The organism is Bradyrhizobium sp. JYMT SZCCT0428, from assembly GCF_018131075.1.
Taxonomy (GTDB): Bacteria; Pseudomonadota; Alphaproteobacteria; order Rhizobiales; family Xanthobacteraceae; genus Bradyrhizobium.
The window spans coordinates 1-23,764 of record NZ_JAFCLS010000041.1 but is presented as its reverse complement, the minus strand read 5'-3'; the positions used below and the strand labels follow the sequence as shown (position 1 = coordinate 23,764).

Genomic DNA, 23,764 nt, shown 5'->3' with positions numbered 1-23,764 from the left:
CCTGAACCGTCCCAAGCGAGTTTGTTGCCTGATTTAAGCGGGGGCGGTGGGTAAGCGCAGCCTGCCAGCGCCACGCCAACGACTATGGTCAGGATGTGTTTGAGCATGTTCGGACCCGATGCGCGCGGCACGAGTCACAGGTTCCGCAGCGGGAAATCTAAGTCACGATGGTTAGCGAATTGTTAATGCGAACTTTCATCATCACCCTTCAGATGAAGTACTGACCGACGCGGCCGGTTCTGTAGCCGGGTTCCTACCCCCGCTCTCTGGCGTGGGATGGCGGTCAGGCTTCTCCCCCGTCGCAATGTCTATGATCAATTTGGCGAGATGGTTGGGGGCGCTTGGGTGCTTGTCAGGCATTGCCAACTATTGGACGGGCGCGGACGAAGGTCCCAATCTCCGTTGCTCTATCGAACTGAAATGAGCAACCATGCGCCTGGGCAAACTCTTCCGCGCGTGAGACTGCATCTTGGTCGGTCCCCCCAAACACGCGCGCCAAATACCTCACCCCTATAGTGAGCCTGATATCGGGGTCCAGTTGGCCCAACATGTAAGCCAACCGGTATAGGGTTTCTTCGCGGGTTTCCATGCCCCCAATGTGCAACGTTGAAGGTCAACATTCCAGCCCGAAACCTGCCGTAATAACTACCCACGACCCACTAGAGACGTCAAAAGGAAGCCGAACGACGGGGAGCATACTTGTCCACACTTCCGCGTTGCAGCTCCCCTCCCGCTCACGGGCGCTTGTGAACCTGTCGGTCGGTGCCCGCAATATTGATTGTAGCCGCGGAACCAGCGTGTGCCTTCTATGGCTCCGGGTGATATCTGGCGCACCTCCTGTCGCTATGTCGAACCGGTACCAAGCACCCGCGCCCAACTTCGCGCCAACGATCATGGTGATAACCAGCTACGCAGGCGGATTGTCCGGATCGCCGGCCACATTAAACGAAACACGCGGCCGAGAAGCGCCAAAACGGGCCGGTATTAGGAGCGCCTGGGCCTTGGCGCCGTCGCCGGCACATGCGACCTTCGCGGTTTACGAGCCAGCCCCGGCGCGTTAGCCAAGCTTTAAGCGCGTCAGTAACTTTCCAGCCCGCTTTACGGACGCTTTACGGATTGGGCCCACCGTTAACGATTAGTTTTCATAGGTGAGCCGATGACAACCATCGCAATAGCGGATACCGAAGCTCGCACCACTCCGCGCCGAAAAGTCCTCGATAGCGGTTTGATCAGGTTCGGCGAATTTTCTGTCCTCTGCGTTATTCGCAATCTTTCGGAAATCGGCGCTGCGTTGGACGCAGCTCCCCAGAGTTTTGTCCCCGATCAGTTCACTTTGATCGTTGTTCGAAAAAAGAAAACCTACCCTTGCACCGTCATATGGCGGAAAGGAACGCGCCTTGGCGTGTCGTTCTGCTGAATGACCTCGATTATCGACGAGCGCAGAAAGTCCCTGCGGACCGACGTTGACGAAATGGCCTACATTTCGGCATCGGGCTCGAGCACGCGGTGCCGAGTTGCAAATATGTCCGATGACGGTGCGGCCCTGGATGTTCCCGACGCCTCGTTTGTCCCGAATTGCTTCCAATTGATGACCGAGCGAGATCGGATCGTTCGGACCTGTAGAATTGTTTGGATCAAGCAGAACCGGATCGGCGTCGAGTTTGAGACGAAAGAGCAGTCTGCAATCACGCATCGTGAACGGCAGTTTCTACAGTATTTGCGTGACACTAATTGGCAGCGTGCGGCGAGTTTGCCGAACAGCTCGAAACTAATATCGAAACTGCTTGGAAACGGCTGGGTTGAACGCAGGGGCGAAGGGAACAACGCCGCATATCGCATCACATCAAAAGGCTTGGCTGCGAAAATAAGGCCGGTCAAAATTTAGTGACACCCGGCTGCCGATTTTCAAAGCGGCGGCTTTCGGTTTCCTTGCGCCGTTCTCGGATACGAAGGTGCGCGGAGCCGTGCACCAAAGGGCGAGCAAAAGTCGCTGGCCGGAAGTAACTTGCGGCAGCTTTAGGGCTCAGAGCGATCGACTGCGCCAACCCCCGAGGCACCATTCGTTCGCGGACCCTCAGCCCACTACCGACGCGGGACCCTGCGCGCAGCGGCGTCCACCGAAGCGACCTTCAACTGCCAAAGGAGTGCCTGATTTGTCGCAGCATCGACATAGCACCGTCGGTGTACCTGCCATTACAGAAGTAATGATCTAGCTGCGATGCACCAAGCATAAGCAAGACTGCAATCACGAAGCCCTTGAACATAGTGGGCCTCTATGGAGACCGCCAGCCGGGCTGGTCGGATTAAAGCGTTTCGGAAATTCGCTATCGCTCGTCGCGCTGCAATGGCGGAAAGCTTGACAAGGACTAGTAACTAACCCCTTAAAGGGCACCGCACTGGCGCAAATGCCGGGGCAGCCGTTTGGGACGGCCCGGCAAACGCCGCGCTATTCCGCAGAGCTGGGTGAAATCGATCTAACCACACGAAGAAGAGAGACCAGCGCCTCTTTAGCATTTTCAATGCCGAGCGCGACCAGTTCGCGAACCTGAATTGGCACCTCGATTTAGGTTTCCCATAATCAGCAACCATCCTCCGGCCAATTGATGGGCGTGAACCTAAGCCGCCGTCGGTCCATTTCTTCGCGAAGCTTATCCGCGTATGCGCGGACGCCCTCGCCTGCAAAGCGGTAGCGGCTTCCTGCATCCAATGCGACTTGCTGACGGACGTTCTCGTAAAACGCCAAGAGGCGTTCGTCCTTCATTTGGGAATAATTCATATATGGCCTCAAAAAAAGCAGACCCAAAAAGCAGACCAAAAACGAAGATTAGACACCAACCGGCCGTGAGCCAAGAGCTTTCACGTATTTTTTGCATCTCAGCTCAAAAAGGATTGTGAAACGACAGGTCGGATCGAACCCTCGCCGAACCAAACGCCGCCGTAGCTCTTTTGCCACACGGTATGAGTTTCCCCTACTTGTGTTGTTTTCAGTGCAGACGCCATCGACGGGATCATTAGCTTCCGTAACCGGCGGCGCGGCGTTTGTGGACTCGCTCGAGGGGCCAGCGCGGTTCTAACCCTCGAACGAGTCCGCTCGCGTGGCTGCTTCATGGCCGCTGCTTAGCCAATCACGTCAACACCACGGGCGCGGGAGCGAGGTTGCGCGAAATCTTATTCAACTGGTTGACCACCCGGCCGAGCGTCGCCGGCGCGCCGCTGCGTAACTTCCGCCAAGCGAAACCTTCATAGCGAGAAAATCATGATGATCATGAATACAAATACGAGCGCGCTCGCGACGACCCCATAAATTAGATCGCCGCGTTCGCGTTTCGTCATGCTTTGGATCCCAAAGGTCAGGCCCCGAACGCGACACCGACGAAGTCAGCGTCTCGCCAGACCAAGCGACACTCCCGAACCGTCCGAAAATTATCGAACGACAGATCGAATTCCACCGGCAACACGTTTAGCCGCTCCAAACGAACGCCGGCTCCGGAATTCGTCACGTCGCGAACGCAGCAAGGAAAGACACCGGCCCCGCCATGAAAGTATAACAGTGCGCTCCGATCGATGCGCGTCCGGCCGATCGCACGACGTTCTCGACCTGCGGACTTCAGCACTTGCTCGACAGTCAACATGGCAGTCCCGTGAAGCGTGCAGCAGGATCGATTTGGGCGGGACGCCGCCTACAGCGGCGCCCCTGGTCGAGCGGTACGCTTGATTGGTGATCTGGACACCTTTCGAATCCGAACGACTACCGGAATGGTAGGCCTACGTTCGCACGCGGCAACGAAACTCGCGCATCAAGCTTGATACGCTCGCTGCAGGTTAATTCTGGAACAGGATGCGGTCGTGGTCTACCTTCGGCAACCTCGCCCCGGGCGTTGGCATGCCCTCGCGGCGACAAATGTTTATAAGATCGGCGCGGCTGCGACCGGCGTTCTGGTGTTGAATAATGTTCGGGTTGGGACTTAGCCTTCAGTTTGCACGGGACACCGCACTCATTGGGGGAGTGTCAAGCAGTGGACGCATGCCCACTTATTATTTTTCCACCTCGGGCAGCGACGCCAATGACGGGCTGACGATCAACACCCCCAAGCAGACCATCGCGGCTTTCAACGCCCTGAAATTGTCGGTGACCGACTATGTCGTGTTCCGAGGTGGGGACACCTTTACAGGCGCGATGGTAATCCCTGCTTCGGGTTCGGTGTTGTCGGACATTATAATCGGTTCCTATGGCATTGGGCGCGCAACTATTGCGCCAACGAACGCCAACACGGACGGCATCAAGGCGGTCAACAAATCCTTCATCACCATCAACGGCATCAATGTAACCGGCCCGGGAATGGCTGGCACCGGCACCGGAATCTATTTTAGCCGAACGTCCGCAGGAACGTCGCAGCAGATCAGTATCAAGAATATCGATGTGACGCTGTGCGGTGCTGCCGGGATTCAGATCGGCGGCGACGCGACAGGAGCAGGCTTCACTAGCTGCACCGTTGAAGATTTCGTCTCGGCAAGCAATCGGGGCGAAGGCCTTTCGATTTATGGGTGGGAGGCCGGCGTCAGGATCAACTCATATATTACGATCCAAAACGGTACCGTTCACGACAACGGAGACGACGGTGCGTTCATAGGAAGTTGTGACACCGGTCTGATTTATAATTGCACGGCCTATTCAAATGGAGCGCTTTCGAACTCCGGCCCCGTCGGCTTTTGGACCTATGACAGCGATGACGTAATCATCCGCTCTTGCATCAGCTACAACAACACCAGTTCGGACACGGCTGACGGCGGTGGCTTCGATATCGATGGCAATTGCACCGGCTGCATCATCGAATACTGCTATGCCTACGGCAACAAGGGTGCAGGCTTCCTGCTCTACAATTACGCCGGCGCTGGCGTCTGGGACAACAACAGCGTCCGCTTCTGCATTGGCGAGAATAACTGCACGAACACCGTGTACGGCGAGCTGCACATAGGGACCAACCCCGACGCGGGCGCGATGACCAACGTCCACGCCTACGGTAATACGTTTTTCAACAATCGTGGCAGCAGCAATTCTGTTGTCGTCGTGACCGATGCCAGCATTACCGGCAACATCGTAAATAACATCTTCTATGGCTACGGGGTCACCAACCTAGCATCCGTTACGGGAAACTCCGTGCTTACTTTCGCGGGGAATAATTGGTTCGCATCGTCTTTTTCGATCACATGGAATAGCGTCGCTTACACTGCGGCATCTTCGGGGACCGGCGTGCTCGCCTATGCTGCCTGGCAGACAGCGACGGGACAGGAGAAGATCAGCGGGGCAAATGTCGGCTTCTGCGTGGATCCGATGCTGAATTACCCCGGCAGGGGCGCGGCGGCTTCGTATAAGCTGCAACCGGGCTCACCTATGCTTGCGGCAGGCGTCGATCTCGCAGCACTGTTCGGCTTGAACGTTGGTCCGAGGGACTACTTCGGTAGCGCGATAGTGGCTGGCAGCACGACGATTGGCGCGGGCGGACCGAACAGCACGGCCACCGTTACCTTTTGAACCGAGGCATCATCAGTCCCGTTGCGACCCACTTGCGGAACGGAGGGACGCCAGCACGCGAGTCGGTGTCGGCGGCCGATGCCTGTCAATTCTCTCCACCCCGAAAAAATACCCCTAGTCGTCAAATGCGATCCCCTGACGATGTAGTCAGAAGCCCCTGAGCAGGCTGGCGTACCTCGTGAGCAACAGGCGCATATAGCCTAACAGTGCGGCGTCGGAGAGACTCCCGGAAGCGAAGCGACAGGCCCGCCCGACCATGGCACGCACTTCTTGCTCATGGGTTCGCGCCCAGCCAACACGCTCATCCAGGTCGGCGAGATCCGGCGCGAGCGGTATGTAATGCGCCCACGGTTCGACGCCGGCGTCGAACCAGCCCAGCAGCCCCGACTCTTGCTTCAGGATGGCCGAATCGCCGTGCAATGCCCAGAAGAAGCGTGGCCAGGGGGAAGTGAATCCATCGACCAGCACCTGATACTTGAAGCGGAAGTGATCCCGAATCTCGACACCCTGGCCGAGCCAGCTGTTGGCCCGCACTATCGGCTCGATGTCCGGCGAAGCACCGTGGAAGCCGGTAAACAACGCATCGACGAGATCGGGTCGGCGCTGCGACCATTCGATCAGTCTGAAGCGCCCCCCCTCCGAATAATTGTCAAGATTGAATGGGCCGCCGGTGGTGGAGCCGCGCCAGAAGGCCAGCGGCTCGCGCGAGTCCCAAGGGAACGCCGCACAGCCAGCTTCCGCTTCTGCGCGCAGTCGACGGGCCGACGCGAGGGTGAGCGGATCGGGGATCAGGAGGCCGTTTTCGTCGACACCCGCGCGCTTCGAAAATGTGAGGACCGGCGCATCACAGCCCTTCGACCACCCATCGAATCCGTCCCCGAGATAAACGACGAAGTCGATGTCTGGCAGTGTCGGTGCCAGCACCCTGAACACCGGGGTCATCGTCCGAAACCTCTCGCCGATGTAGGCTGGGAAGCTTCGGGACGACGTCAGGCAACGGAGCCTGCCGGCCCTCACCGCATAGTGGACGTAGTGATCGTGGTATTCGTGCGCGTAGAACGGTTCGGCGGTCGCAAGCCGCGCGGGTGTGATGCCATCCCGGAAGAAGTCAAGTTCGGCAGCCACCTGTTCGTGCATCCAGCACGGGAGCGCGGACGGTTCTGGAATAGCGGCAACGCCACCCCGAGCGATGCCGCCGAGCAGGTACGAGCCACGTGATGTTGGGCTCAGGACCTCGGGTGACCGAAGTCTACCAAGCGCCCACTTCCAACCCCTGCGCAACGCAGCCTGAAGTGCCCGCATCCGTTTCGCTGTACTAGACCAGACGGGTATGGTCAATGTCGCGCCGCGCGAGCGGGTAGACGCAGTGACATGACTTCACGGCGGAGTCCTACACTACCTGGATGTTTTTGGCGCTACGGACCATCCGAGCGCCTTTGCTTTCAAGCCGCTCCTGACCACGATGTTGACTAACGGTTTACGCAGCGATCTTCAGCTCGCTCCGGACACGCGAACGTTTTCATTCGCTGCAAGCTTTAAGGCAGCCTTGCACGCCGCGGCCCGAGCTTGGTCACCACACGCAAATTTATCGTTTCCAATCGCGGTGAAATAGGCCTCAACCGGTGCTCTCACAACGCAAAAGACCTCCGAGCCGAAGCCGGAAACCTTTACAACGCTCGGGGTCCGCCTCAGTGAAACCACTGGAGCGCACTGCTGCGCCTATTTCGCGCACGAGGCGGTCCGCCTTCAGCCTTTCAAAGTCGGCTCGGAAGGCGTCGTCTTACTTTATTCCGCTCAGCGAGGACCTTCTCGGCTTCGGACGAGCCTTCTCCTTCTTCGCTAAACGTTCCTTTCGAGCCAGCGTCAAGAGCAGGTCGACCACGCTTTTCAGTTTCGTGACGCGCCCATCAATACCTTGAGCAGCATCCGGTTATTGAGGTTTGGTCCGACGACCACCAGCGCGTCTCGCGGCTCGAGAATCGATGAGCGGCCGTCAATTGAGGCGGGCTGGGCTGACCGTCACTCCCTCACCGATGCGGCCTTCTTGCGATGCGGCCTCAAATGGCGAAGGCGGGCGATTACGCCACTCTCGGGCCGCTGGAGGCCGATCGCCATTTGTTTGGTGGAGTAGCGCGCTGCAATCAGTCGCAAAAGCTGCTTATCCTCCTCCGCGCTCCATTGTCTGCTGCTGTTCTTCGCCATGGTAGCAGTTTAACGCAAACTGGCGTCCGGAGTTGCCTGACGCCCTGAGTTGCTAAGTAATCAGGCCCGTAGAATTACTGGGCATTGGCTGGTCGCTTTGTGGTGGAGAGTCAGAAATCTCGCAGCGCACCATCGACATTTCGATCTATTATCTCATTAAGATTCGGGGAAACTCCAAGGAGACTCCAAGGAGACTCACTATGGTCATCGCGATCGTCGGGATCTGTGTGTGGGTAGCCATTAATGTGGCGTTGGTCGGTCTGAGGCTATGGGTTGTGAACGGCGTTGGTGTCGCGGACCCTGTGCCGCCGGTGTCGCAGACGAATTAAGAAACCTTGAAGCAAATTTCCCTTGCCACCAACGCGACGACGCGCCCGCGCCAATAGTCAAATCTGGCGTTCACAACATCGTTCGCCCTGATGTCGAACATATCATCGCTAAGAGCGCCTACTGCTCTTGCATATGACCGGGACGCCGGCGGTATCGGCAAGAAATCTCGGCACGCAGAAGAAAGCCGGCCGCAAATTCCATCGTGAAGATCGCGAGAATAACTGCAGTGCGCATCAGGCAGAGTGGTTGTCGGTCGAATGATTGCAACGTCATGGTTCAGCGCGGTAGGTGGCTGCTGTTGCCGGCTTTCCCACGCTACGCACATGCCAAAATCAGATACTCGACAATCATCGGCTTCAAGGCAATCGCATCGGCAGTCACGGCTTCGAAAGCTAAACGACTATAACGGCTACCGTTCTGACAACGGCATAGCGTTAACTTTTCCCCACCCTCCCAACTCGGATGGTGCCTTCACCCATCCGCGACGGCAGCGTGCCAGAGAAGCATCGACTCTCTTGATCAGCCCGTCCGCTACCTGTTTGGCGGCATCGGGGAACAGTCAACCAATCGCACGCCCCGCGGCTCTCCGAACTCGATCCGGAGAACCGCAAAGGAATTAAGTCGCACCACACCGCTGGATGGGTGGCCTAACCCACCCAACCCGCTAGTCTCACGACCCACGGGATTCGTGGGGCGGTTCGGCACGCAATTTGATTGCCTCGATCTGGTTCGCATTAACAGATTTGGCAACATAAAACCTTTTATATTCTTTGACTGCCACCAGGCGTTTCAAGACCTTCTCGATACGTCTGTCGATTTCCGCCTGAATCTTCAATTCCTTTTCCATGATATGCAGTAGGCAAGCGCGCTCGATCTGATCAAGTTTCAGTTTTTCAGCGGCCTGAAGCGATGGAACGATGAAGCCTGAGCCAACGAGGTTCAGCTCTTTCGCCAACACGGTTAGCTTATCGAAATCAACGGCCTGATTGACAGTCTGGGTATCGGCTTTCGCTTCGACGCGCCCATAAATTTGCTCTAGGTGTGTCTGAACGATCTTGCAGACACTCTGCACGGCTTCGGACTGCGACTTCACGGCAGGACCCAAATCAAAAGCGGCGATTTTGGCGTCAAGGTCCAGCTGCTTTTGGTAGGCCTGCTGTAATCCGGCCTCGAGACGGCGCTTTTTCCAGTACAGGCTAACCAGGTCAAATATCGCTGCTTCTTCTGAGATGCCATCGGGACAATATTCGTCCCGATAGGCTTGCAGTAGATCGTCGAATTCCTGCTTATTTTCCTCGGGTAAAACCACGTCAGTGGAGTAAACACCGTGCGTGAGAGCATTTTTGGAAGTATTAGAGTTGGACATTTATGATCGCCTAGTAAATTATTGTGAAAAATTAGGTGCGAATACTAAATAATATTAAATCTATATTTCAGTAATTAAGAGTATAATATAATATTATTACTTAGCAACTATTATGCCGAAGAATTTTTAGTCTTGAAATGTCCGAAATGCAACTGTTGCGAGCATCAGCCAAGAAGCTCGCAAAAGTTGCATTTTTCAGAAACGACGTCCAATGGGCTCGGCTCGATGGCGCCTCGGGCAGGTCTTGCCAATTTGCAAAACGAAGCCAATCTGACGGCCTTAAAACGGATCTGAATAGCCTCACCGAGGATATCGACTTTGCCGAGTTGCGAGCGCGCTGAAACGCATCCAAGGCCCCGTTATTTCTTCGGCAGTGCAGATGGCTTTATGGCCGCGCAACAGCGGCGCTTATCTCGCCGGTCTGCTCGAGGCGCTGCGGCGGATCGCGCCGAACGCGCCCTCTCCTGCGCTGGCGTGGTTTTCGCAGCTGGTCATGACGCTGATCGCAGCCACCGTGCGCCACGCGATCGCGCTGGAGCCAAAGCAAGCCACGCGCATGCTGACGCTGTTCAAGCGGATGCTGCCGAAGAATTTGTCGAAGCTGGAGATGTGAGTGCCGATCGCACCCTATTCAGCAACAGCAAGTCAGCGATAGCCGGACACGTCGGCGGGCCGGCCGGCGTCCTGGACCTCGACGACGTATCGCCACGCATCGGGCCTACTGCCGTCGAGATCGGTAAATCCGTAGATTGTTGCCAGTTCGCCGCTCGACAGCGATTTTCCGTTCCAGCGTGCCACGTCGGGATCGCCGGCAAGTGCGGCGACGGCGCGGCCCACGAAGGCGGGGCTCTCCGATATCGCAAAGTGCGGCTGGACCCTGGTGGCGTCGCGCCAGTTCGCTTCAGTCACGCGGTAGGCATCGAGCATGGCTTCCGAGCGCAGCCAGCCCGGCGTCAGCGCAACAGCCGTTCCGCCGTGCGGCGCCAATTCATGGGCTAAAGCGAAGGCCATGCGGTTCACCGCGGCCTTGGCCAGATCGTAGAAGAACGAGACCCGGTAATTCGTGGCGTTGTAGGCGTCGGTACCGTCAGTCATCTCGACCACCAATCCACCGCGTGTCTTGATCAGCAAGGGCGCGGCGAAATGGCTGGTGATGGCGTGGGTATCGATGGCGAGGCGGAGCGTACGCAGGCCATAGTCGAGAGAGGATTCCCAGACCGGCTTGTTCCACTCCATCCGGGTGGCGCCCCAGATGTCGTTCACCAGGATATGCAGGGCGCCCTGCTCGAATGCGATGCGATCGACCAGGCCCTGCACCTGTGTGGGTTCGAGATGATCGACCTGAACTGCAATGCCATGGCCACCGGCCGCATTCACCAGATCGGCGGTTTCCTCGATCGTCTCCGGCCGATTCATTTCGGACGGCGCCTGTCGCGTCGTGCGCCCGGTCACGTAGACCGTCGCTCCGGCCGCCCCCAATTGTACGGCAATGCCACGGCCAGCGCCGCGGGTGGCGCCAGCGACCAGCGCGACCTTGCCCGCAAGCGGGCCTTTCAATCCAGCGGCTCTCATGGACAGCATCGCTCCCTAGAATGCGAAGTTTTCATCGCATCTAAGGAAATGATCCCGCTTCGTAAAGGGAACGGGCGTCGCGACCTAGGGGCCGGTGCAGCAGCTTGACCGGCTACTGCTCGAACACCGCCGCACATGCCGGGCTCAGGCTTCCCTTCTGACGGCGCAGGCAGGCGGTGATGGCGCGCGCGTTCGGGATTTCGCCGGCGCACAGGCGGTAGACGTCGGGCGTGCAGGCCCGGCGTTGCTCGGGCGTGCCCTGTTGGGCGTTAGCCGACCCCGCTGCGAACAGCGCGAGGAGCATTCCGACCATCGAAGCGCGGCGGACCCGGCTGCGCACCGCTCCAACGCGCGCCACGTGCGTCTTCATGTCCGCATCTCCCTGGTCGGGCCCGGCTTGACAGCACGGACGTCATCCGACCGCATACGCGGAATAATTGTCGTGGAATGTGATTTTTCTCACACTTTATGGCGGGCGTTCGGGTCTACCCTGCCCCGGGGAATCAACCATTTAGTAACTACGTTTGCCGCGATTGGCCGATCGATAAAATTGGATCGATCCGTTCAATCTGGAAACAAACCGGTTTTGAGAACGTGCGCTCTGGAACCCCGGAGAGCGCGATGAGCGAAGTTGAGTTCGACCTATTGCTGGACGCCGTGAAAACGGCCATTGCGCCCATACCGGAGGATGATTTCGTGGCCCAGACCCTGCCCTTTCGTCGAACGCCGCGCCCCGCCAACGACAACCGAGCCCCTTGGCCGCTGGTCCCGTTTCCTGAGGGCTGGTACGCCTCCTGCTGAGCGCCTGACCCTGACGACGGCCTGAAGTTCGTTCGGCCTCTCATATAATCGACCTAAGTTATTGATTATATGGATGAAGGCCACGACCAGAATTGAACTGGTGTACACGGTTTTGCAGTTCTGGTTCCGTCGTACCGTCTAGACCTTGCTCTCCAACCTAGTTGGGTAGCAAAATGATATTAGCCGCGACGATCGGCTGCATCATCTTTCAAACCGAATCTGTTCGCATTGCTTTCAGACATAATCAGCTGGTTTCAGGGCCGTGGCAGTCTCACACCGGGCTCGGCGATGGCCGTTTGCCTCGTATTTGTATTGATGGCCTTTGTCGTGTTTCCGCGCACGCCGCTCATTTGCGCTGCCGGCGCGGCTTTTGGCTGGAAGGTCGCTGTGATCATCTTATGCAGCGGAACAATCGGCAGCATCCTTGCTTTCTTGACCTCCCGCTACGTCGCGTCAAATTGGATTCGCAAAAAGCTTGAGCGGAAGCCGACTTTCGACCTTGTTGCACGCGCCGTAGACGAGGAAGGCTGGCGCATAATCGCCCTGATGCGCTTGGGAATGCCCCTTCCCGGAGCTATCCAAAACTACCTGTTTGGCCTGACAAAAATTGACGTCGTGACGTACTCAATATCAACTTTCATTTTCACCGCGCCGCAAGTGTTCTTATATTCCTTTCTAGGCGCGACTGGCCGAGCTTCGCTTCTGAACGACGGCTCGTCGGGGTTACATTTCATTATTTCGCTGAGCGCGATCGTGCTGATCATGTCAATTATTGCCCTAATCGCATGGCGGGTAAGAGTCTTGCTGATGCGGCGAGCGCCGTTGGCTTAGACCCGCCCGCGCACGTTGGGCACCCAGGCGGGAAGTCTTTCAGATGCCGGCGCTGGCGGCCTGAACGTTGCCGGCATAGGCCTATCCGACGACGATCTTGTAATTGCCCATGCGGACGGCTCGATCGTCCAGCCGATTTATGTTTCGCAGCAATGGGCGCGGCTGATCGCCAAGACATCGCTGGTGCGGCTCCGGTTCCACGACCTCCGACACGCCCATGCGACTCACCTGCTCGCCAATGGCGTCCACCCCAAAGTAGCCAGCGAGCGCTTGGGGCACTCCAAGGTCGGGATCACCCTGGACCCTCGATAGCCACGTTATTCCGGGGATGCAGGAAGATGCGGTTGCGACTGTCGACGCCGCGCTAAAAACGGCCCTCAGGAACCGTGCCGAAACGAATGTAGCAATCCGGTAGCAGGTCGGATCGGAGGGACAAGGGATCAATAAAATTGCGCTGAAAAATCAAATGGTTGGATGGAGGCCACGACCAGAATTGAACTGGTGTACACGGTTTTGCAGACCCAACTGATGCTTTTTCCCAAGCCATTGCTCTGCCGCCGATTCCTTCGAAAAGGCCCAAATACATCAGGAAAAACTTGGCCTTTTCGTTGACGTATGCGGAGGTTGGAGCGAGCATGAGAACACGTCGTGGCACCTCGCGACGTTGACGAATGGTTGACGTGAGGCATTTCTGAACAAGAACCCTAAAACAGCCGATCGCAAGGCACCCGTGCACCTCACCAATGACTTTGTCCGAGACTTGATCGGCGGACAGATGTGGTGGGACAACGACCGAAAGGCGACCGGTTTTGGCGTCCGCTCCTATCCAGGGGGCAGCAAGTCTTTTTTCATCGATTATCGCCTCGACGGGCGCCAGCGAAGGTTCACGATAGGCCCCTTCCCGCGCTGGTCCGTCGCTGCAGCCCGTGAAGAGGCAAAGGACCTACGAAAAGGGATCGACCGAGGCCACGATCCGGCAGGGACCAGGCGAGAGCGACGAGAAGCCCCTGCAGTCCAAGATCTAATCGACCGCTACATCTCAGAGCACATGCCGAAGAAGACCGTCCTTGAATTACGGATCAAGGACGAAAAGAAGATTTTGGAAGAGATCGGCCAGAAGCTCGGCAGGCACACCAAGATCGCTGCCATTCACGGCGGCGACATCGCCCAGATGCACCGTAGCATAAGCGAATCAATGGGTCGCAATGGTCCGCGCAGGGTGCGAGCGAACCGTGTCTTGTCGGTCTGTTCTAAGATGTTTTCGCTGGCGCTGGTGCCAATGGCGGGCGAGACCCTACCCTGGCGAAATGCAGTGGCTGGAAACCCCTGTAAGGGCATTGAGAAGAATCAGGAGGAAGCTCGCGAGCGGTATTTCAGTAAGTCCGAGCTCGAAAGGATCGCGAGCGCTTTGCAAACCTATCCCGGTGTTGTCGCCGCCGACTGCGTCCGACTAATCATGCTGACCGGATGCCGGCCGGGAGAGGCAATACAGGCAGAATGGTCGGAGTTTGATAAGGAACCGAGCTACTGGGTGAAGCCCAGTGCCCACACCAAGCAACGCAAGACACACCGGTTGCCGCTGAGCCCACCGGCGATGGAGCTGATCGAGCGGCTGCGAGAGGCGCGCAAGGGCATTTTAGTCTTCCCAGGTGATGTCGATGGCGAGCCTTTGAAGACGCTCTTTCACGTCTGGGCGCACGTTCGTAAGCATGCGCAGCTTGAGAAGGACGAGAAGGGCAGAACGGCGCGCCCATATGATCTGAGACACACCTTTGCCAGCGTCGCCGTCGGCGGCGGACTCAACCTGCCCATCATCGGCAAGTTGCTCGGTCACACGCAAACGCGCACCACTCAAAGATATGCTCACGTCGCCGATGATCCATTGCGGGAAGCGGCGAACAAGGTAGGCACCGTTATTGATGGCAAGCCAGGCGCCGAGATCGTCACAATGCGCGAGCGGCGATCGTGAAGAGGCCCTTCAAAGCGACGCGTGGCACGCCGGATGAAGAAGAGCTGGCAAAAGCTATTGCATGCGACCCCGATCTTTTGCTCCCCAGAGCGCAGTCAAAACTCGAGGTGACTGGCAATCCTTACTATGCATGGTTCGCCATAGACATCTGCGTCAGAACCAATAAGCCGTTCCCAGATTGGCTCACCGCCTATCTGGGCCAGTGCGCCCATCGCATGGCGTCTAACAAGGCGAAAGCGGCAGGCGATCTGCGCAAGATTCTCCCTTGGGTTCTCGGTTTTTCCAGCAAGCGCGGCCCGGGAAATCCTTTGAACTACGTCGACAGAATTCATCACAAAAGAGCTTTCGCGTTGGAGTTCGCCACTCAAATCGAAGCCGGGGATGAGCCAGCCGCTGCACGCCTTAATGCATGCAACGCCATTTTCGCGGGAAAATACGCCAACGTGGACGATAGAACGTTACAGCGTTGGCTTTTAGAAGTGTTTGGTTTGAGGAAGGCGCCCTCAACCGCCGAAGAATGGAGAAAGATAATCCACAAATATATTCAACCATTAGGGCGGGCCATTGACGATTTTGAGCAACGGACAAAGTCTCGCGATAACCTGTCGTGACCGGCATGTGAGGTCGCTTTATCTGCTGTTGACGGTACTCAACGGCAGGAGAACGACGTGGCACAGACGGGAAGACTTCTCGACGGCTATTTGAACGAGGACGAGCAAGCCGCCGAGCTCGGCGTGGTGAAACGGACATTGCGGTCGTGGCGCCAGAAAGGCGAAGGTGCCCCTTACGTTAAAGTAGGAAAGCAAGTTTTCTATCCGATTGCCGGCAGCGCGGCTTGGCTTAAGGCCAACGAACAAACACCGGTTCGATCTGGGAAAAGGGCGAGGCAATGAGACTCGCCGAGTCCGACGAATGCTACCCCCACATAGTCGCCGTTCTAAACCGAGGCTGGCGGGTGATCGTATGCCGGGATGGCATCCAATGGATTCTGCAGCGCCGGAATCGGGCAGAAACCGTCGCGAGACATACTTGGCGTGGTCGAAGCTACTGCCGGACCAAAGAAGCGCTAATTCGCTGCTGCGATGAGCACGCTGGCCAAACAGATCCAATTGCACGTATGGCGCTCGCAGCGCTGCCTGATTTGATCCAGTCAGAAAACGAGATTAGTTCTCAACTTGAGGTGACATCATGACGGCGGCAATTGTACCCTTCCCGTTGGCAAACCGGCGATCATTTATCCTGCGGCAGGCGCGATATGCGTCAGAATTGAATCCCGATGCTGCGGAACGTTACATTCAGCAGCAAATCAAGGTCCAACGTGATGCGATGCATCGAAAAGGTGTGCAAGAGCCCGCCATCGCGCGAGAGGTCAGCTGCTTGGAAGCATCCATTCGCGCTGTACTGATACGCTCGGCATCAGGTGGCGTCCGATGAATGTTCCTCGCAAAGTCGGTCCAGACGGTCGCATGACGAACGCCATCGCCGGCAAACGTCACCGCAGGGCCATGGGTCTTCCGCAGGGTGTCGGCTGGTGCGTGCCTCTCCCAGGCTATTTGCTGAACAGCCCCGCCTGGCTGGCTATGTCCCCAAAGTGCCGCAAATTTATCGATGCCCTCATGGCCGAGCACGCCGACCAAGGAGGGCTAGAGAACGGCAACTTAATGGCCCCGTACAACTGGCTTCAGGCAAGAGGGATGCGACGCGCTGACATATTGAGCGCCGTGATTGAAGCAAAGGCGCTCGGGATTGTGGATTTTACGCGTGGGGCGCGATCCTACGGTTCACGAATGGCGCCTTCGCGTTATCGCCTCACGTGGTTGGGGACTCCCGACGGCCTTGCGCCGACCCACGAGTGGAAATCCATCAAAACCGACGTTGAAGCTGTGATACGCGTCAAGAACGCTTTTGAAAGACTGAAATTGGAGCGTTCAATTAAGCGCGCGAACAGAGCCGAACATGCCGCTAAAAGGGAATCGAGGGCAGCATGAAGCAATTTCCCCGGTGCCCTATTGAGCATTTTCAAGTGACGTTTTTGGAACTCCCTGGTTACAAAACTGGAACTAGGCGACTGCACAATATCTACAAAACTGGGCACTCGTTCCAAGTTACATACGGCGGAACTGCCTTCTTATATCTCCCCTGTATAGGGCGACTGCAGCATGACCAGCAGCCCTCAACGCGCCCTCACCTCTTTGGACAACGCCATGCGCGAAGCGATCCGCCAATCTCGCCTCGCTTACGAATATTATCCGAATTCTTATACCTACGGATCGCTGAATGCGTGTTTAGCGGCTTTAAACGCCCTGAATGCGATTCGGTCACGCATTGAGGATGAATTCAATCCGCGGTGAGAAATGTCGCTGCTCTTAGGAGTCGAGCCCACCCGACGCAGTCATAATGGAGGATGAGATGATAAAGTCGCCGAACCGAATTCCCGATGCAACGAACGAAAGAATTGACTTTATCCGGAAGGTTTATTTTCGATCAGAACATGGAGCAAAAATAGCGGGGCAAGACTTCTTCGGAACCCGCAGGGGTCGCAAGGAAGCGGGTCGAAAGATCGATCCTGAGACCGCCGAGGTGGATTATTTCTATGTTCCTCAAATCAACTATGACGACTACGACATGCGCGGCTTTTATGAACACGGACGAGAATATTTTGCGCGGTCCCCGGGAAGTGACATTTGGGTCAGCTTCCAAGATCTGCCCAACGAGACCCGTAATAAGCTGGGGCAAAAGATCGATGCTGGCGCTGCTCGCTGGCCTAAGCCCGAAGCGGAATGAACCTCATTATTGCGATGAGGATTGAACTGAGAGCCCCGCAACCGGGAAGGAGTGGTACTAAGGGTAGGACAGTCAGGAAAACGTAGGTTTACAATCGCTTGGGAAAACATATCGCGGCCTTGCGGAAACAGAGGCGGCTGAGAACAGAGAAGTAACAGGGGCAACCGATGAAGTTTCCTAAGGGCAAAAGTGGCAACCCCGGTGGACGACCGAAGGCGCTGGGCGAACTGCAGGAATTTGCGAGACTTAACACTCCCGATGCGATCACGGAGTTGGCTCGGCTTTCATTGCAGGCAAAAAATGAAAGCGTTCGGGTTGCAGCCATTCGGGAATTGCTCGACCGGGGGTACGGCCGGGCTCAGCAAAGCGTTGAGGTCGGGCTTCCCGAGGTCGATATCGTTCAAATGCTTTTCGATGAGATCGACGCTCGCAACCGAGAGATCGAAGCTAGAACTATGCTGCCAGCATGGCATAGATCATCAATCGACTGAGCGAGATCAGCCTTTTGTCAACCAAAAATGGATTAAAGCCCGCGTTGAGGAACATCGTCGCCGGCAGTGATGAATTTCCGGCCCGGCCGCGTGACGCCGGAAATCGTGTTAAAGAAGTCCAGAGCCAGCGTGGTCCTTGAACAATTCGGCATCCCGGACGTATCCCCGCAGGGTCTCCACCGACTTATGCCGGGACACGTCCATCATCTTAAAAATCGAGGCGCCATTGGCCGCAGCAGACGTGAGAAACCCCGATCGCAGTGAATGTCCCGAAAACGTGCTGGCGTCGAACCCTGCCCTCTCCGCGTAGACCTTTACGATATTGGCGACCGAACGATCGGTCAGCCGCGCCGCGGCCACCCTGCCCGCCTTGTTGATCGGGCGGAATAACGGCCCGTCCTCGATACCCGCCGAACCGAGCCAAGCTCGCAGCGCCTTGACCGGACAAGCAACGTCCCCGCGGGCAATCGCGATCGTAACACCCTCGCCTTCCTGATCAGTCTTGCTATGTCGGATGGTCACCAGCAGGCCCGCCTCAGTTTCTTCGATATCGGCCACGTCGAGTGCCACGATCTCTGAGCGGCGAAATGCTCCAGCAAAGCCGAGCAGAAGCAGCGCCCGATCCCGTTGACCCCCAAGACTGACGGGTGCCGTGGCCACCATTCCGAGCATCTTCGCGGCTACAGCTGGGGCCTTCCGTACCTTGGTGCTCCCATAGGTCCGGCGGATCCCGCGCATGGTCGCCTTCACGCCCTCTGAATCGGCAGGGAGCGGCAACCCGGCCAGCTTATGAGCATAACGGAGGGCCGCGAGACGCCGCCCAAGCGTCGATGGCCTTGACCTACCCGCCTCCGCGGCAATGTACGCCGCGACGGTTTCTGAGGCAGCTGGCAGCGAGTTGACGCCCCTGGCGTCGCACCAAGCCTGGAACAGCCGAAAATCCGTCTCATAAGCCTTTCGTGTACTTGGCGCCTTTTCAGCCTTGGCGAGGTCGACGGCGGACACGAGGTCAGCCCCGAGGGCAGCAGGCAGGCTTTTGTGGGTCTCAACAATCGTCAGGTCGACTGACATTCGCTGGCGCCTTTCACTTCCGAGAAGAATGATTATCGGAAGCTATAGGCGACCGAGAAACCTCACAAGCTAGAATGTGTGGCGTGTTTTACCAAACGGGGCAACGTCCTCAGGGCGGCCATTCGTCCCCTGCCTCCCCAAGTCAATTGAAGCGGCCAATAATTGCCCGGCCAGAAGGGGGCCGACCGAAACACGGTCGTTTGTCCCCACCCAGTTGCCGCATGTGGCCAGCACCTGCATCCAAGCACGCAGCAGAGCTGCTGCAACTCGCCTTAGCGCGGGGACGAGCCGCCTCGAGGCTGAGCAGACATCATCCTCCAACCTCGAGCGTTCTCCTTCGTGGCACGTTCTTTGGCCGCCTGTCGCAATACTATGGCTCGAAATTACGCTCATTCCCGTATTCGGTGTCGATATTCCCTTTTCATGATTTCGTTCGCGAAAAGACCGTGTTGCGTTCTGTGATCGAGAAAACATTTAATAGCTATCCCTAATCGTACCTGATCATCCATGCGGGCAGGACGCGACACAGCCTCTGGATGAGTCGGGGATCGCATTTTTAGCGCCTTCAACTATCTAAAGCCGCATGCGTACCGGCGTTCGAACCCTGCATCCCAACCCGCGCCACCAAGGTCCCTTCTTCGAACTGTCCCAAATCCGCCGTGCTTGGTGCCGCAGTAAAATTACTCAGATCTGCTCAGGTGACCGAAGTTCTCCGATCGTGAACGTCGTTCGCCTCTCCCGCCATGCTGCGGGCCCAGGATGCGTTTTCCTGATCATTCTTTCTCGGCTGCCGCGCCGACTGAGGCTCGCGACTGAAGTTTCACCTTCACAACCAGCTCATTGTGTTACAACCTGAGCCATCGATTTACGGAGGACAGTAATGGCAACTTTCGTTGGTACTTTAGGAAACGACAATTATTCTGGCACGGATGATGTTTTTTATGGACTTGATGGCAACGACACGCTGACGGCCAGCCTTACCCCTAGCTATCACAGTTCAATTCTCGAGGGCGGGCAAGGAAACGATTACCTCGACGGATTATTGGGCATCGGTTACGGCGGTCAGGGCGACGACCGAGTTCAGGGGGTTTTGGTCTATGGAGGCCACGGCAACGATACGATCACCGCTTCGGAAGGACCCGCCGCAATTGCTGGGATAACCGCCGCGGCCTACGGCGGCGATGGCGACGATGTTGTCATCGGCTTGAATGGGTTGAATACGACAGCTCCGGTGCGACTTTACGGCGGCAGCGGAAACGACACCATGACAATGGGGAGCTTTCCAGCCTCGCCAGTGTCCGGCCATGTGCTTATGGGTGAAGACGGAGACGATTTTCTTGTGATGGTCGACCCCTCGTTTCTAAGTCTTCCGATTCCGGCAGCCGCGCTTTACGGCGGTCTTGGGAACGACACTCTGTACGGTGCGTCCGGCGATGACACCCTTGTTGGCGACCAAGGCATCGACGTGCTCGCTGGTGCAGGCGGCAATGATTATCTCTACATGGCGTCAGGCGGGGGATCCGCTTATGGCGGCGCTGGAAATGACATCGGGGTCGGATCGCTTGCCAACGACGTGTTCGTGATGGAAGCCGGCGACGACGTTGCTTATGGTTATGGCGGCAACGACTATTTCTACAGCGGCGATGGTAACGACGTGATGTTTGGCGGGGAAGGAATCGACGTGCTGCTCGGCGGTGCCGGCAATGACTACTTCGACGGCGGTCAAGGCGTGAACTACTATTTCGGTGGTGGTGGCAGCAATACGTTCGTTTCCAATGACGTTCCGAGCGTGCAAGTCGTTCAGGACTGGAATGCTTCAACCGATACCGTTCAGCTCAATGGATCCGGCTTCACGTCGTTTGCAGACGTCCTGTCGCACTCTTACCAGAATGGCGCCTACTTTGTGGTGCAGGTCGACGGCGACACCGCGGTATGGCTGAATGGCGCGACGGCCGCCACCGTGACAGCAGCCAACTTCAGCATCGTGAGTTGAGGCAAACAACCCCGCCCGGCGTGGACCGGCGGCTTTGACGGTGTGCGCGGGCTGCACTCGCATCATCTTATGGCCGCTGAGTGCGCAAAAACGCTCATTCACGGATCTGTCATCGAACCCTCGGCACGCTCGCAGCGAACTAACGACGCTGGGGGATTTCAGGGCCCAGTACATAAGCCAACGCCGCCCAGCCAACATATTCGGCTGGCGCGGCGTTGTGCGTCGCGGCGGTCGAATTCGCTATTCATTAAACCGGGCATCTCCCGCGATGCTGCGGGCAAAGGATGCGTTTTCCTGATGACGGCTTTTAGTAAAATACGCTTGTTTATTCAATCACCCCAAGGGTTCTTTCAGAATTGAAAGCTACGGTTCGCCCAATTCCCAAGTGTTGATCCAGGTGGGCCGGATGGAAGACTTTACGCCTTTGCTAAACGCAATCGACGCCGCTCATCGCATAGCCGTCAGGGCGGGCGAAAAGGACGTTGCCAAGATCCTGCTCATGGCGAGTCTCGAGATGACGCAGAAAATTGAAGCGACTAATCGGACAGCAGGGTAAATTGGACCAAACGCCTCACTGCCTGCCGTCAGCTTTTTCTGGATTTGAAAATGGCACCCAGCCAAGCCGAACTCGCGGTCAAAGTATTATCGCTGCTCAAGTCTGCAAAGCTTGCTCGCGACGACAAAGCCCTTCAGCAGGCTGCGGACCTCACAAAATTGGTCGCCCCAGCTAAGCTTTCCGAACTGACGCCTAGGTTCGAAGCCTACTTTGCGATCGCCACGCTAGTCACCGCGTTGAGGTACAGAGAGGACAGCAATACCCTCGATCGTCGGTTCGCGCATGCCGTTTCGTTGTCAACAATGTGGGTTCAGCTTCAATCATGACTAAGGCCACACGGGCGTTAGGCCGTATGGCCTTTAGCCGGGACTGTCCGGCTCCTGCAAGGACGTTAGATAATAGGGGAGAGCCCAAATGCGTCCCGCCGGGCGTGAGCCGGCGGGCTTGGGGCACTATTCGAAGTCCGCAAACGAGCCTGCATTGGAACACGGGCATGAACATCTTCAGGAAGATGTTACTGAATCTCAGAATTGCGTTGCGGGCTCGCGCGTTCAAACAAGGGCGCAAGATGGGCATGACGGTGGGAGAGGCCCGCGCATATACTAATGAGGAACATCCGCTGACGCCGGCTGAAGCCGCATATGAGCGCGAGATGGGTCGAAAGAGCGAGATGCCAACCTGAGAGCCGTTATCCGCAGCATATCCACAGGATACCAACAGCGTCGATTTGCCCTTATTTTCAGCCCCGCCAACGACTTGCTGCGGTCGAATTCACAGGCACGAAAAAGCTGCCACTGCGGGGACAGCCACGGCTTCTTTTGCATCGTGAGTCCCGGAAAGGACAGGCTCACTCGTGGTTAATGGACAGTAAATTCCAACGGCTTGCCGGCCTAACATGTCCATACTGTTGAGCACTGCGACCGCGCTTCTGAGGCCATCATATGCCACCACCTTACATCGGTGCTTATGCCCTCATCGAGGACATACTGAATCAGCGCAGACTGCACCGGCTGCCGTCGCCAGGGTCGTATTGACCAGCCGCCGCACATATTGCCACTCCGCGTCTATGAGCGGTGCGCCCGGAGAGTTCCATGCAGTGCGCGCATAGTGCTCTTCGAAACCTGCCCCGTTAGCTGACGTAACTCAATGCGTTGGAGGAATTGCTAATCCAGGCCTGAAGCCCTCGTCGTCAAGCATCGTATTTCAGGCTTGGCTGCGGGGGTGTTCCGGGCCCCCCCGGGCGGAGATCTTTAAACTCTTCTCAATCGTTAAGACGCACACTTTCCCGATGCGAGCGCCCAAGAAGCATGTTCACGGGGCGTGCAAACCAAGCGTGTCAAACGGCGCGAAGATTTTCTACGGAAATACTGTCCGAGGTGCCGAGCCGGTTTGAACTGCAATGAGGGCGACAGAAGGCACCGGCTCTGCGAGTCATCTGGCGACGGGGAAAGATAATCAGCGTGCAATTCCTTTAGCTTCCGCATGGGTTGAAGCCAACCATGTCCATATCCGCTGAACTCATCAAGTTGGTGCCTGAGGGCGAAGCCAACGCGGTCTCTGGCCGGGTGCTCTGGCAGCAGCTGGGCATGTGGTCACCTGCTAGTGTTACACACACTTTGAAAAAGATGGCAGCAGGGGGTGAAATCACAAGGAAGCACGTTCCGCACTCGGATTGTATTTCAAACAACCACGCGGGCCGCGATAAGCGCTGTCAGCCGCTGATGCGTCTTTGCTCGAATAGCTGCCGGCACCGCGATTGAGCGCTGGCAGGTAACTGCGGCGTCCCTCCTGATGGATCTACTTGAACCTCGTCTTGATCGCCTGCCAGAACGTTAGGCCTTCCCGGTGTTGATGCTCAACGGTAGGCGCCGGCTGAGTGGCGCTGACCGGGCCGGAAGCTGGAGGCGTATCGATCAAACCTGCCTCCAATCGCGCATGCATCTCCAGGTCGAGCGTCTCGGCTTGCCGGCGATCACTCTTTCCAACCGGAGTGAGAGTTGCTTTCTGAGCCATGCTCACCTCCCTCGTCCCCTGACTGAAAGCCAACGGGTCCAGATTGGGCTCGTTCCATGGCGCGCGGCGAAAAAGAAAGCTTCCGTTCCGCTTCCCGATGCATCCACTTGTATTTCACGCTGTACTGACAGCATTCCCCCAGCCACGACGCGCTGGGGCTCTCCGCCCTCCCGATCCCAAGATGTTGAAAATTTGCGTTAGCGCCCCGGGGGCGTTTCGATGAGCGATGCCTTGGCGTCGAAAACCAGACTC

24 protein-coding genes are annotated in these 23,764 nt (G+C 57.1%); 18 read left to right on the top strand and 6 right to left on the bottom strand.

The window, feature by feature from the left end; translation table 11 throughout:
- Positions 1–1,156 precede the first annotated feature (1,156 nt).
- The 3 genes from JQ575_RS32285 (at position 1,157) to JQ575_RS32275 (ending at position 5,533) form a co-directional block, all read left to right on the top strand.
- A complete protein-coding gene (locus JQ575_RS32285) occupies positions 1,157–1,417 on the top strand; it encodes a PilZ domain-containing protein (protein ID WP_212037220.1) in 261 nt (86 codons plus the stop codon).
- Positions 1,418–1,885, top strand: coding sequence for a PilZ domain-containing protein (locus JQ575_RS32280; RefSeq protein ID WP_212037219.1), 468 nt, complete (start codon positions 1,418–1,420; stop codon positions 1,883–1,885). It abuts the gene before it with no gap.
- Between the two features lie 2,139 nt (positions 1,886–4,024).
- Positions 4,025–5,533 (top strand): right-handed parallel beta-helix repeat-containing protein, encoded by a 1,509-nt coding sequence (locus tag JQ575_RS32275; RefSeq protein WP_212037218.1) that lies wholly within the window; start codon positions 4,025–4,027, stop codon positions 5,531–5,533.
- Between the two features lie 147 nt (positions 5,534–5,680).
- On the opposite strand, the gene JQ575_RS32270 is transcribed toward JQ575_RS32275, so the two are convergent.
- Entirely contained in the window at positions 5,681–6,658 is a 978-nt protein-coding gene (locus JQ575_RS32270; RefSeq protein WP_212037217.1) for a glycosyl transferase family 90, read from the bottom strand.
- 2,077 nt (positions 6,659–8,735) lie between these two features.
- Complete coding sequence (locus JQ575_RS32265; RefSeq protein ID WP_212037216.1) at positions 8,736–9,431, bottom strand: hypothetical protein; 696 nt, start codon at positions 9,429–9,431, stop codon at positions 8,736–8,738.
- Between the two features lie 379 nt (positions 9,432–9,810).
- Between JQ575_RS32265 and JQ575_RS32260 the strand changes: the two genes are divergently transcribed.
- Complete coding sequence (locus JQ575_RS32260) at positions 9,811–10,044, top strand: hypothetical protein (RefSeq protein WP_212037215.1); 234 nt, start codon at positions 9,811–9,813, stop codon at positions 10,042–10,044.
- A 32-nt stretch (positions 10,045–10,076) separates the two neighbouring features.
- Here the strand turns inward: JQ575_RS32260 and JQ575_RS32255 are convergent, their stop codons facing one another.
- Both JQ575_RS32255 and JQ575_RS32250 read right to left on the bottom strand, forming a co-directional pair.
- The gene (locus JQ575_RS32255; protein ID WP_212037214.1) at positions 10,077–11,003 is read right to left on the bottom strand and encodes an SDR family oxidoreductase; all 927 of its coding nucleotides are present in this window, start codon (positions 11,001–11,003) and stop codon (positions 10,077–10,079) included.
- A gap of 112 nt (positions 11,004–11,115) precedes the next feature.
- A complete protein-coding gene (locus JQ575_RS32250) occupies positions 11,116–11,373 on the bottom strand; it encodes a hypothetical protein (protein ID WP_212037213.1) in 258 nt (85 codons plus the stop codon).
- A 251-nt stretch (positions 11,374–11,624) separates the two neighbouring features.
- Between JQ575_RS32250 and JQ575_RS32245 the strand changes: the two genes are divergently transcribed.
- From JQ575_RS32245 to JQ575_RS32200, 11 genes are all read left to right on the top strand, one after another.
- The gene (locus tag JQ575_RS32245) at positions 11,625–11,804 is read left to right on the top strand and encodes a hypothetical protein (protein WP_192735848.1); all 180 of its coding nucleotides are present in this window, start codon (positions 11,625–11,627) and stop codon (positions 11,802–11,804) included.
- Positions 11,805–12,092: 288 nt separating this feature from the next.
- Positions 12,093–12,635 (top strand): TVP38/TMEM64 family protein, encoded by a 543-nt coding sequence (locus JQ575_RS32240; RefSeq protein WP_212037212.1) that lies wholly within the window; start codon positions 12,093–12,095, stop codon positions 12,633–12,635.
- Between the two features lie 15 nt (positions 12,636–12,650).
- The gene (locus tag JQ575_RS32235; protein ID WP_249167037.1) at positions 12,651–12,947 is read left to right on the top strand and encodes a tyrosine-type recombinase/integrase; all 297 of its coding nucleotides are present in this window, start codon (positions 12,651–12,653) and stop codon (positions 12,945–12,947) included.
- A 418-nt stretch (positions 12,948–13,365) separates the two neighbouring features.
- A complete protein-coding gene (locus tag JQ575_RS32230) occupies positions 13,366–14,604 on the top strand; it encodes a site-specific integrase (RefSeq protein ID WP_212037211.1) in 1,239 nt (412 codons plus the stop codon).
- Complete coding sequence (locus JQ575_RS32225) at positions 14,601–15,215, top strand: hypothetical protein (RefSeq protein ID WP_212037210.1); 615 nt, start codon at positions 14,601–14,603, stop codon at positions 15,213–15,215. Before JQ575_RS32230 ends, JQ575_RS32225 begins: the two co-directional genes overlap by 4 nt.
- Positions 15,216–15,272: 57 nt before the next feature.
- The gene (locus tag JQ575_RS32220) at positions 15,273–15,497 is read left to right on the top strand and encodes a DNA-binding protein (RefSeq protein ID WP_212037209.1); all 225 of its coding nucleotides are present in this window, start codon (positions 15,273–15,275) and stop codon (positions 15,495–15,497) included.
- A 295-nt stretch (positions 15,498–15,792) separates the two neighbouring features.
- Positions 15,793–16,038, top strand: a complete 246-nt coding sequence (locus tag JQ575_RS46645; RefSeq protein ID WP_409364843.1) for a DUF6074 family protein — start codon at positions 15,793–15,795, stop codon at positions 16,036–16,038.
- 32 nt (positions 16,039–16,070) lie between these two features.
- Positions 16,071–16,592: a hypothetical protein gene (locus JQ575_RS32215; protein ID WP_212037208.1), complete on the top strand. Its 522-nt coding sequence runs from the start codon at positions 16,071–16,073 to the stop codon at positions 16,590–16,592.
- Positions 16,593–16,763: 171 nt separating this feature from the next.
- Positions 16,764–16,955, top strand: coding sequence for a hypothetical protein (locus JQ575_RS32210; protein WP_212037207.1), 192 nt, complete (start codon positions 16,764–16,766; stop codon positions 16,953–16,955).
- 58 nt (positions 16,956–17,013) lie between these two features.
- On the top strand, positions 17,014–17,388 hold the full coding sequence (locus tag JQ575_RS32205; RefSeq protein WP_212037206.1) for a hypothetical protein: 375 nt from the start codon (positions 17,014–17,016) through the stop codon (positions 17,386–17,388).
- A 167-nt stretch (positions 17,389–17,555) separates the two neighbouring features.
- The gene (locus tag JQ575_RS32200) at positions 17,556–17,879 is read left to right on the top strand and encodes a DUF5681 domain-containing protein (RefSeq protein WP_212037205.1); all 324 of its coding nucleotides are present in this window, start codon (positions 17,556–17,558) and stop codon (positions 17,877–17,879) included.
- A 108-nt stretch (positions 17,880–17,987) separates the two neighbouring features.
- Here the strand turns inward: JQ575_RS32200 and JQ575_RS32195 are convergent, their stop codons facing one another.
- Positions 17,988–18,950, bottom strand: a complete 963-nt coding sequence (locus tag JQ575_RS32195) for a site-specific integrase (protein WP_212037204.1) — start codon at positions 18,948–18,950, stop codon at positions 17,988–17,990.
- Positions 18,951–19,830: 880 nt separating this feature from the next.
- On the opposite strand from JQ575_RS32195, the gene JQ575_RS32190 reads away from it, so the two are divergent.
- The 3 genes from JQ575_RS32190 to JQ575_RS32180 all read left to right on the top strand — a co-directional run bounded on the left by JQ575_RS32190 (position 19,831) and on the right by JQ575_RS32180 (position 22,181).
- Positions 19,831–20,943: a calcium-binding protein gene (locus JQ575_RS32190; RefSeq protein WP_212037203.1), complete on the top strand. Its 1,113-nt coding sequence runs from the start codon at positions 19,831–19,833 to the stop codon at positions 20,941–20,943.
- A 606-nt stretch (positions 20,944–21,549) separates the two neighbouring features.
- A complete protein-coding gene (locus JQ575_RS32185; protein WP_212037202.1) occupies positions 21,550–21,825 on the top strand; it encodes a hypothetical protein in 276 nt (91 codons plus the stop codon).
- Between the two features lie 167 nt (positions 21,826–21,992).
- Positions 21,993–22,181, top strand: coding sequence for a hypothetical protein (locus JQ575_RS32180; RefSeq protein ID WP_212037201.1), 189 nt, complete (start codon positions 21,993–21,995; stop codon positions 22,179–22,181).
- 1,115 nt (positions 22,182–23,296) lie between these two features.
- On the opposite strand, the gene JQ575_RS32175 is transcribed toward JQ575_RS32180, so the two are convergent.
- Positions 23,297–23,512, bottom strand: coding sequence for a hypothetical protein (locus tag JQ575_RS32175; RefSeq protein ID WP_212037200.1), 216 nt, complete (start codon positions 23,510–23,512; stop codon positions 23,297–23,299).
- Positions 23,513–23,764 lie beyond the last annotated feature (252 nt).

Coding starts and splice junctions, on each gene's coding strand:
- JQ575_RS32285 (WP_212037220.1), top strand. CDS start 1,157: ATGACAACCATCGCAATAGCGGATACCGAAGCTCGCACCACTCCGCGC.
- JQ575_RS32280 (WP_212037219.1), top strand. CDS start 1,418: ATGACCTCGATTATCGACGAGCGCAGAAAGTCCCTGCGGACCGACGTT.
- JQ575_RS32275 (WP_212037218.1), top strand. CDS start 4,025: ATGCCCACTTATTATTTTTCCACCTCGGGCAGCGACGCCAATGACGGG.
- JQ575_RS32265 (WP_212037216.1), bottom strand. CDS start 9,431: ATGTCCAACTCTAATACTTCCAAAAATGCTCTCACGCACGGTGTTTAC.
- JQ575_RS32260 (WP_212037215.1), top strand. CDS start 9,811: ATGGCTTTATGGCCGCGCAACAGCGGCGCTTATCTCGCCGGTCTGCTC.
- JQ575_RS32255 (WP_212037214.1), bottom strand. CDS start 11,003: ATGAGAGCCGCTGGATTGAAAGGCCCGCTTGCGGGCAAGGTCGCGCTG.
- JQ575_RS32250 (WP_212037213.1), bottom strand. CDS start 11,373: ATGAAGACGCACGTGGCGCGCGTTGGAGCGGTGCGCAGCCGGGTCCGC.
- JQ575_RS32245 (WP_192735848.1), top strand. CDS start 11,625: ATGAGCGAAGTTGAGTTCGACCTATTGCTGGACGCCGTGAAAACGGCC.
- JQ575_RS32240 (WP_212037212.1), top strand. CDS start 12,093: ATGGCCGTTTGCCTCGTATTTGTATTGATGGCCTTTGTCGTGTTTCCG.
- JQ575_RS46645 (WP_409364843.1), top strand. CDS start 15,793: ATGACGGCGGCAATTGTACCCTTCCCGTTGGCAAACCGGCGATCATTT.
- JQ575_RS32215 (WP_212037208.1), top strand. CDS start 16,071: ATGACGAACGCCATCGCCGGCAAACGTCACCGCAGGGCCATGGGTCTT.
- JQ575_RS32210 (WP_212037207.1), top strand. CDS start 16,764: ATGACCAGCAGCCCTCAACGCGCCCTCACCTCTTTGGACAACGCCATG.
- JQ575_RS32205 (WP_212037206.1), top strand. CDS start 17,014: ATGATAAAGTCGCCGAACCGAATTCCCGATGCAACGAACGAAAGAATT.
- JQ575_RS32200 (WP_212037205.1), top strand. CDS start 17,556: ATGAAGTTTCCTAAGGGCAAAAGTGGCAACCCCGGTGGACGACCGAAG.
- JQ575_RS32195 (WP_212037204.1), bottom strand. CDS start 18,950: ATGTCAGTCGACCTGACGATTGTTGAGACCCACAAAAGCCTGCCTGCT.
- JQ575_RS32190 (WP_212037203.1), top strand. CDS start 19,831: ATGGCAACTTTCGTTGGTACTTTAGGAAACGACAATTATTCTGGCACG.
- JQ575_RS32185 (WP_212037202.1), top strand. CDS start 21,550: ATGGCACCCAGCCAAGCCGAACTCGCGGTCAAAGTATTATCGCTGCTC.
- JQ575_RS32180 (WP_212037201.1), top strand. CDS start 21,993: ATGAACATCTTCAGGAAGATGTTACTGAATCTCAGAATTGCGTTGCGG.
- JQ575_RS32175 (WP_212037200.1), bottom strand. CDS start 23,512: ATGGCTCAGAAAGCAACTCTCACTCCGGTTGGAAAGAGTGATCGCCGG.